Raw genomic sequence first — 9,224 nt, 5'->3', positions numbered from 1 at the left:
TAAAGAATACACTGTATCTATTGGCGAAGACAAAATCGGTACATTCAAAGGTATCGCTGCTGTAGTACCAACTAAAGTTGATTTAGTTGAAAAATCAGTACAAGGTAAACTAGGCCAACAAGTAACACTTAAAGCACAAGTAACTGTTGCTGAAGGTCAAACTAAAGCTGGTATTCCTGTAACTTTCTTCATCCCAGGTTCTGCTAATGGCGTGAAAACTCCTGTAACAGTTGAAGCTGTAACAAACGACGAAGGTATCGCTTCTTATACTTACACTCGTTATGCTGCAACGAACGATACTGTAACTGTATACGCTAACGGTGACCGTTCTAAATTCTCAACTGGTTATGTATTCTGGGCTGTTGACCAAACTTTAGAAATCACTGAAGTTACTACTGGCAACACTATCAATAACGGTGCTAACAAAACTTACAAAGTAACTTACAAACACCCAGAAACTGGTAAACCAGTATCAGGTAAAGTACTTAACGTATCAGTTAAAGAAAACATTGACGTAACTGTTGATAAATTACAAAATGTTACAGTTAATGGTCTTGCTGTAGTTCAAACTAGTGATAACAACACACGTGCTGCACAAATCACAACTGATTCAAAAGGTGAAGCTACATTCACAGTTTCAGGTTCTAATGCTGAAGTAACGCCAGTAGTATTTGAAGCGACTCCAGTTACAACTACTAATGCAAATGGTACTGTTACAACAACTGGATACACTCAAAAATACACTGCAGATACATTACAAGCTTCTGCTGCGAAAGTTACATTCGGTGCTGTTCAAGCTGCTTACTCACTTGAAGTAACGCGTGATGGTGGCGAAACTGCTGCAACTGGTGTAACAAACGGCCGTAAATATAACTTAGTAGTGAAAGACAAAGATGGTAAATTAGCTGCTAATGAAACAGTTAACGTAGCATTTAACGAAGATATTGACGGAGTAATTTCTACAGTTACTTCTGCACAATTCGTAAAAGTAGAAAACGGTAAACAAGTTGGCTACGAAGGTAAAAAAATCACTGTTAAAACAAACTCTAAAGGTGAAGCAAGTTTCGTAATTTCAGCTGATGCTGTAAACACTTATGCTACACCAATCGCTTGGATTGACATCAATAACCAAAGCGCTAAAGATGCAAACTTAGACAAAGGTGAACCTTCAGCAGTTGCACCAATTTCATACTTCCAAGCTGCATATTTAGATGGTTCTAAATTAGTATCTTACAATGGTACTGAAGAAGCTGATAAATTTGACGGTGGCGAAACTGCAACATTCAAAGTACAACTTACAAACCAAAGTGGTAAAGTAGTTACTGCATCTGGTTATAAAACTGAAGATGTTTCTTACACTGTTTACAACACTGGTGCAGAAAATGTAGTAGTTGACGGAGTAACAATCGCTCCTAACCGCGTGCATACATTAGTTGCTAAATCTGGTGAAATTAAAGTTACTTCTGAAAAAGGTCTTTCTACTTCTGTAAAAGTTCTTGCTACTGGTGTAGCTAAAGAAGTTAACGGAAACAAAGAATTTGCATTCACTGCTAAAGAAGCAACTGCAACATTCACTGCTGCTAAAGAAGTTCCAAGTTCATTCACTGGATTTGTTACAGTATTCAATTCAGCAGACTCAGGTACTGACAGCAACTCTATCTGGTTTGACGGTAAAAACCCTATAAAATATGCTGGAGTAAGTGGTAAAACATTCAAATACTATGGTGCAAATGGTAATGAAGTATTTGGTGAATCAGCGTGGGAAGCTTTATTAAATAGTTATGTTGGTCATGATGTAAGAGTATCTTATAATGTTGATGGAGATACAATTTCATTCAAAATCATTACAGTATCAGTAGCAACTCCAACTACTGGTTTACAACCTTATAAAGCAACAACACCACCAGTGACAAATACACCACCAGTAGCTAAAGAAAATGTTGCAAAATCTATTGCTGTGAACGGTGGAACATTAACATTCACATCATCTGAATTGGCAACTGATACTGATGCTTTAACAATTTTACAAGCTACATCTGCTAATGCAACAATTGCAACTGTTACAGGAACAGGTCCTTCAATCACAGTAACACCTCAAGCTGTAGGTTCAACAACAATTACAGCAGTTGTTTCTGATGGTACTAATGTTGTGACTGTAAATGCTAAAGTAACTGTTACTGCAGCTGAATTCTTCACAGTTATCGGTAATCCAGCAGCTGATTATTCAGAAACTCCTGCAACTGCTGCAACATTAGAATTAACACCAGGTTCTAACGCAGTTGGTAACATTGGACTAACTGTAACAAAAGGTACTGATGTTGGTTTAACATCTGTGGCTCTTCCATTAAATGCTACAGCGACTCAAATTGCTGATGCAATTAACGCGCAAGTTGCAATCGATGGTACTAAAATTAAGGCTGAAGTAGTATCAGTATCAGGAACAGACAAAGTTAAAGTAACTTCTGTTGAAACTGGTCTAGTAACTATTGAGAATTCAACAGCACTTGTTGGTGTTACAGCGGGTACTCCTGTTGATGGTAAAGACTTAGTTAAAAATCCTGCTAAATTCTCATTCAAAGTTGGTAGTGGTATTACTGCTGGCAAAGATGTTACTGTAAAAGTAGGTGCTGAAACTTATACTTACAAAACAGTAGCTGGGGATGCAACAGCTGGAACATTTGCTACAAATATCGTTTCTGCAATTAATGCAAATGCAAATGCAAAATATACAGCTACACTTTCTGGTACTGATATTGTAGTATTAACTCAAAAAGCTGGAGAAGAAGCTCCTACAAATGGTGCTAAATTAACAGTTACAAATAACTAATATATTTATTAAAATAATTAGTTATATATAAAATTATGTGAAAACCCTGTAGACAATTAACTTTCTACAGGGTTTTTTTATAGTTATAAGTAATGAACATTGAATTCCTTTCTCACCCACAATAGAAATAAATTCTGGAATTATAAAAAATATATTCTTTGGCACACTTAAGATAAATTTATTTGAAAAGACTATTATATATTCAAATTCATTTTGATTCTTTTAGATAAAACTTATTTCAATTTCTTCATAGCTGACCTCAAATCATATACTTTCAAATGTCGATAAAGCGCAATTGAGAGAGAATTTATATGACCTATCAAGTAGTGATAAAATGCTCATCAACATCGAATAATGTTAAGTATGTTGTGGTACAGTGACTAATAACAGGTATATAAATAGTTTTGTAATTTTGTATTGTGAATCAATTTTTAATTAGAAATTTATTTCCAATTACCTAATGGTTATGTTCTACATTATATAAAAAATGAAACTATTTAGGTCTGAATTGAACTCTATATAAGAATATATAGTAAATATCGGGTCAATAATTAATTAGAAATTAATAAATTATTGTTCAATGATTTGCTTTTTATGTTTTGAATACTCCCAGTTGTGAATGGGTGGACGGAAAGCTTCTAACTATAGACAACAAAAAAACTCCAATCGTACAATAAAATCAGGTCTAGTCAACCGACTTTGTACGAAAGGAGTTTAAATGAATAGTCAAAGTTTAGCATATACAACATGGAATTGTAAGTATCATATTGTCTTCGTACCGAAATATAGAAGACAAGAAATTTACCGTCAAATCAAAGCGGAAATAGGAGGAATACTACGGCAGTTATGTGAAAGAAAAGGTGTAGAAATTGTAGAAGCAGCAGCGTGTCCGGATCATATCTATATGTTTGTGAAAATTCCTCCGAAACTAAGCGTTTCCGCTTTTATGGGTTATTTAAAAGGAAAAAGTAGCGTCATGATTTTCGACCGACATATTAATGTACAGAACCAATTGAGCAATCGCCAATTTTGGTGTCGAGGATACTTAGTAGATACAGTCGCTCGAAATCGCAATGTGATTCATCGGTATATTAAAAGACAATTATATGAAGATATCCGTTATGATCAACTGTCAATGAATGAAATTATTGACCCTTTTAATTGTGAATAAATTAACCGAAGCAAAAAAGCATACGGTTGGCAGGCCTTTCAAAATGTCGAAAGACATGGGGGAGTAAGCTAGCGTTTCACGCGCCGAGAAACCCACCAGTTTACTGGTGGGTTTTTATGCTTTTAATCTTTATATTTATTGTGATATTTGAATAAATATTCGCCGTGTTATTATTCATTTCAACTTTTTCATAGCTGATCTCAAATCATCTACTTTCAAATGTTGATAACGTGCAGTTGAACGGGAATCGGTATGACCTAATAAAGTAGCGATATAATGTTGGTCTACACCAAGTAATGTTAAATGTGTTGCTGTACAGTGACGGATAACATGTGGAGTTAAACGTTTTGTAATATTGCATTGTGACCCAATTTTTTTTAATTTGATACGAATTTCTACGCCGCTTATTGGCATGTTCCGGCTTACGGGAGATGGGAATAAATAATCCGAACCATTATCTTTTGTATTGTGTAAATAATCTTTCAATATTTGTTGTAGTTTTGGATGTAGTGGTAAATGGAGATCTCTTCCGCCTTTAATGCGTGGGAAGTATATTTTATTATTTTTTATATCTACATTTTCCTTTAACAACGTTCGAGCAGCTGTTATTCTTGAACCCGTATAATATAGCAAGCTGATTAATACATGGTAAAACTCAGAATATTCTTTGGCTGTAGACAATACTAATGCCATTTCATCTATATCTAATATTTCGGGTAAAGGGACGTAAACATTTCGAGTAGTGATGCCGATTGTTGGGTCGACTTTAAAGTCCAACTCGATAACAAGATACTTGAAAAATGCTTTTAAACCGTAAAAATACCGATTAATAGAGTTAGGTTTATAATCTTGGTTACCTAAAAAATCGAGATATTCTAAGATGTCATCTTTCGATATTTCTTCTGTTAAGATTTGACCATCATATAATTGGTAAATAAATGATGAGAATTTTTTTATATCATTTTCATAGCCAATAATGGTTTCTTCTGAATAGTACTTTCTTTTTAGATGTTGAAGAAACTTTTTTAAGTATTTAGGTAAATCAAAGTCTGAATGGAAAATCAAAGAGGTATCAGCTCCTTAGCTAATGTTTTCTTGTATGTCTTGCATTGAATTATGCTGAGAGTAATTATGAACAAACCAATTTAGTTTTGCATCGCAATAGTTTAACTCCAAAGAAAGTAGCTCTTTTGCTACTAAATAATGATGTTGTTGCCGATAGGACATATTAGGGCTTAGCCATAGTATATTTAATATTTTCTGAGGTTCACTAATGTGCTGTAAATTTTCCTCAGTCTGATAGGAGATGGAACAATCACCTAACCAATTTTCAAAAAGTGTTCGTTGTTTTCTATCACAATATAATAGCTGAACATGCAATACACTGTGCTCTACATATAATTGAAAATATAATTGCTCACTCGATAAGGCAATATAGCCCTTGTAGTTTTTTACTTCTGTCAGCGGTTCCTCACATTCAGAAAACCAATCATTTTTTATTTTCGTAATGTATTTTTTTATATCCGCAATATTGTATGGAGTTAGAAGATTATATAGTGTCTGTTGTATTTGCTCCTTAAAGTCCTCGATAATTGAAGAGCGGAAATCCTCATTTAATTTCATTAATAAACTATTTAATTCCATCATCTCATCTGTTAATGTAAGAGGATTTTCTATTTGGGTAGGGTATTCTAGTTGTAATTGTAATTCAGCTAATTCTGCATATGACACTTGAAAAAAATCCGCATACTTTTTCAATATTTTTTCAGATGCATTTCTTGAACCATTTTCGATAAAACCTACATAACTATGCGAAATTCCTAATAAATCAGCTAACCCAGCAATCGTTAAGTGATGCTTATGGCGGAGCCTTTTTAAGCGATTTCCTAGCGCAATGGCTTGTCCTTGTTTTGTCTCCATTATTTTACTCCTTTCCCTTCGAATTAAAATTATCTTCCCTTTGCTACAACTTCTATAAAAAATGAATGTAGGAACTATGCAATATATTGCGAGGGAACAGAAGATAAATGTGTTTTTTTAAAATGCACTAAATTGGATAATTCCAATAACAGGATTTATATTCGGTGTTGTAAGGTAAAAAGAAAACCCATTGTATTGCTTTAAACAAGACATGGGTTTTCTTTTTCACTTATTTCTTTGAACTAGTCAGCTTATAAGTCAATGTTTCATTTAGATTTAGAAGTTTTCATACCAAATTCAACTTTTAAAAGAAATAAATCTAATGCATCACTAAAAGCTTTTTCAGCACTATTTAAAGTAAATATTGTTGCACTAGCGTTATCCAGCTCAGATTTTGCTGTTTTATATGCTTCAATAAATGTTTTAGCATCCTTCAAAAGAACAAATAGTTCATCTTCGGTAACATCAGTTTTTTTAGTAGTATCGGCATATACTTTTAGATTAATGTCGCCAAGTTTAATAGTATCGCCTACAGCTACTTTGCCATCCTTTTTATCTGCAATAGTTAGCTCAACTTTATCAACTAATACACTTAATGCTCTTTTAGCCGCTGCTAAATCAGCATCAGCTTTTATTAATACAGATTCTTTAAATTCTTGTGATCTTTGAATTCCATCTGTAGTTGTAGTATCAACATAAGTGAATGCTACGTCACCATTTTTCGTGATATTCACTATAGATTGGAATTTACCTGTATTCACACCTGTTTCAGTAAATGTTAATGTAATATCTTCACCTGCATATTTAGCAGCAACATTAAATGATTCGGCTGTTGATGCAGATTTATTTAAATCAGCATCACTAATTTCAATCGTTAATTGGTAGTCAGTGGAAGATGATGTAATTGTTGCATTTTCAATACCTTTGCCAACTGAAATACCTGGCGTAACATCAGAAGCGCCAACTTTAACTTTAGTACTAGCATTATTTGCAGTGATTGAGCTGTAACTTGAACCAACAGCTAATATCAATTCTGTTACATTAGCCCCGATAATAACTGCATTATTGGAAGTACCTTCTAACGCAATTCTTTGTGTACCATTACCAGAGATGATGATGTTGCCGTTTAATGTGCCGTTCGTATTGACGAATCTAGCATTGCTATCAGTGATTGTAATATCACCAGTGATGGTACTTGTATTAATAAATGAAGAACCTGCTACATCGATAATGTTGACACCACCAGTGATTGTAGCTGAGTTATTAATATGTGCATTTGGTGCATTGACAGTTAATCCACCTGCAATCGTACCTGATAAATTGATTGTGATTGTTTTATCCGTATTAATTGTTAAGCCGCCAGTAGTAATATCTAATTTAAAATTCGTTTCTCCATTCGCAAGTGCTTGGTTGAATGAAGCTTGCGATTTAATAGGCGTTGGATTTGTATCCGTACCAGTACCATTATTTCTATTATTTAAAATATATTTGCCATCAGAAGTTAAAGTAGCTGTTACTTCGTCACCATTAGATAAGGCAGCCTCAAATGTATTGTAATCTACTTGTGTACCAGTAATTTGATACTGTGCTACATCAGCTGAATCGTAAGAATACGTGAAAGCGGCATTTGTAATTGCATTTTGAATTACAAATGTTTTTGTAGACTTGTTGATAGATATGATATTACCAGTTGCGATTGCCGCTGTTGAAGATCTTGTAAATGTTACTGTTGCAGCTTGCGTTGGAATGAATCCACTTCCGCCTGTAACATTGACAGTCACTGTATCAGGGCTATCTGTTGTTACACGTACGACTGCTTTACCATTACTATCAGATGTGACTTTATACGTTTTTGTGCTACCTAGGTTTTGGAAGGCATTTAATACAGTGCCATTGCTATCTTTTACAGTAGCGTTACCAAAAGTTGAAGATACATCAAATGCTAATTCATACGTAAATGTGTTATTAGCAGCATTTAAATTTGGTCGGTAAGGAAAGCCGTTTTGATCTACTGCTTGGTAAGCTATATATGCATCTGTACCAACAGTGGCAGACTTAATTTCTCTTCCATCTTTATCAGTTACTTCTAATTTAGCATTGGATACTGTAGCTGGCTTGAAGTATGTGACATCTGCTACTACTTGTATGTCTGCTTTATCAAGCTCAACCGGTGATGTTTTACCAGCTGTATTTAAGAAGACAGTTGGTTTGACAAAAGTAGTCGCTCCATGACCAGCTACACGGAATGTTGCTTTCCCTTCTTTGCCAACTTTGATTGCTTTAACAGTACCTTTCGTCAATTTTGAAAAGGCCTCTCTAGCAGTAGTGAAGTAAACATCGCCGTTAATATTACCATCTTCAAATGCTACATAAGCAGTTGTTCCTTCTGGCGCTAATTTCCCATCTTTGTCCGTTACAGTCACTGTATACGTACGACCACCAATAGAATTCTCATTATAAGCTTTCCCTACAGTTGCAAGACCTAAGAAAGACTCAGCTGAATCAGCTACACCTTCTGCTACTACAGAAATTGCCAATCTATCAAGTCGAGCAAATTTTACAGTTGGTGCTTCAGCTTGCAATGCCAATTTAGAGTACGAGTTATTAACAGGTGTTGTAGGTGCATTTACGGATGATGGTAAATAGACGATTGGTGTAGCAGATAAGTTAGAACCGTAAATTGTAAATGTTGCTTCACCATTAGCATTTGTTTGCACAGTTGCAAAAACATCACGACCAGTAGTTAATTCATAAGGCGTAACGAATGAACTTGAGTTATGGTTTTGAACAAATACATTTGTAATTTTATCTGGAGCAACTTTGATGTTTTCTTTAATAGCTATATAGTAAGTAGTGTTTTTCGCACCAGTTACTTTATAAGATTTTTTCGCATTGTTCGCTAATTCATTACCTGTAGTAATCTCTGAAACGGCTAATTGAATTTTATCTGCCCAGTAAACTTTACCGCTAGATACAACAGAAGCTCTGTTTATTGAATAAGCCGCAACTGTGTCTTCTGAATCGTAGTAACGAGTGTATGAATATGATGCAACGCCATCAGCGTTTGTATAAGCCACTTTTTCAATTTTTTCATTCGTTGTTTTATTATTGACGATATTGAACGTTACCGGAATACCGGATTTATCTTGACCCTCTGGCACTGTTACTTGTGCTTTGAGCGTTACTTCATTGCCGATTACGCCTTGTATTGAAGCTGTTGTCATTTCAATTTTCGTCGGAACAACAGCAGCAATACCTTTGAATGTACCGATTTTGTCTTCGCCAAGAGATACAGTGTACTCTTTG

At 34.6% G+C, this 9,224-nt stretch carries 5 protein-coding genes; 2 read left to right on the top strand and 3 right to left on the bottom strand.

The window, feature by feature from the left end; all coding sequences use genetic code 11:
* Together ACIP9C_RS23015 and tnpA are read left to right on the top strand one after the other, a co-directional pair.
* On the top strand, positions 1-2,827 hold a 2,827-nt coding region (locus ACIP9C_RS23015; protein ID WP_401015179.1), incomplete at its 5' end, for an Ig-like domain-containing protein.
* Between the two features lie 718 nt (positions 2,828-3,545).
* The gene (gene tnpA, locus ACIP9C_RS23010) at positions 3,546-3,998 is read left to right on the top strand and encodes an IS200/IS605 family transposase (protein WP_401015176.1); all 453 of its coding nucleotides are present in this window, start codon (positions 3,546-3,548) and stop codon (positions 3,996-3,998) included.
* Between the two features lie 174 nt (positions 3,999-4,172).
* On the opposite strand, the gene ACIP9C_RS23005 is transcribed toward tnpA, so the two are convergent.
* From ACIP9C_RS23005 to ACIP9C_RS22995, 3 genes are all read right to left on the bottom strand, one after another.
* Complete coding sequence (locus ACIP9C_RS23005; protein WP_401015174.1) at positions 4,173-5,063, bottom strand: tyrosine-type recombinase/integrase; 891 nt, start codon at positions 5,061-5,063, stop codon at positions 4,173-4,175.
* A 15-nt stretch (positions 5,064-5,078) separates the two neighbouring features.
* Positions 5,079-5,918 (bottom strand): helix-turn-helix domain-containing protein, encoded by an 840-nt coding sequence (locus tag ACIP9C_RS23000; protein WP_401015171.1) that lies wholly within the window; start codon positions 5,916-5,918, stop codon positions 5,079-5,081.
* Positions 5,919-6,184: 266 nt separating this feature from the next.
* A partial coding sequence (locus ACIP9C_RS22995) for an autotransporter outer membrane beta-barrel domain-containing protein (protein ID WP_401015168.1) occupies positions 6,185-9,224 on the bottom strand: 3,040 nt, incomplete at its 5' end.

Origin of the sequence: Lysinibacillus sp. NPDC093210 (genome assembly GCF_044753985.1) — a bacterium.
GTDB lineage: Bacteria > Bacillota > Bacilli > Bacillales_A > Planococcaceae > Lysinibacillus.
The sequence above is the reverse complement of the archived record's forward strand: the minus strand, read 5'-3'. Positions and strand labels throughout refer to the sequence as shown.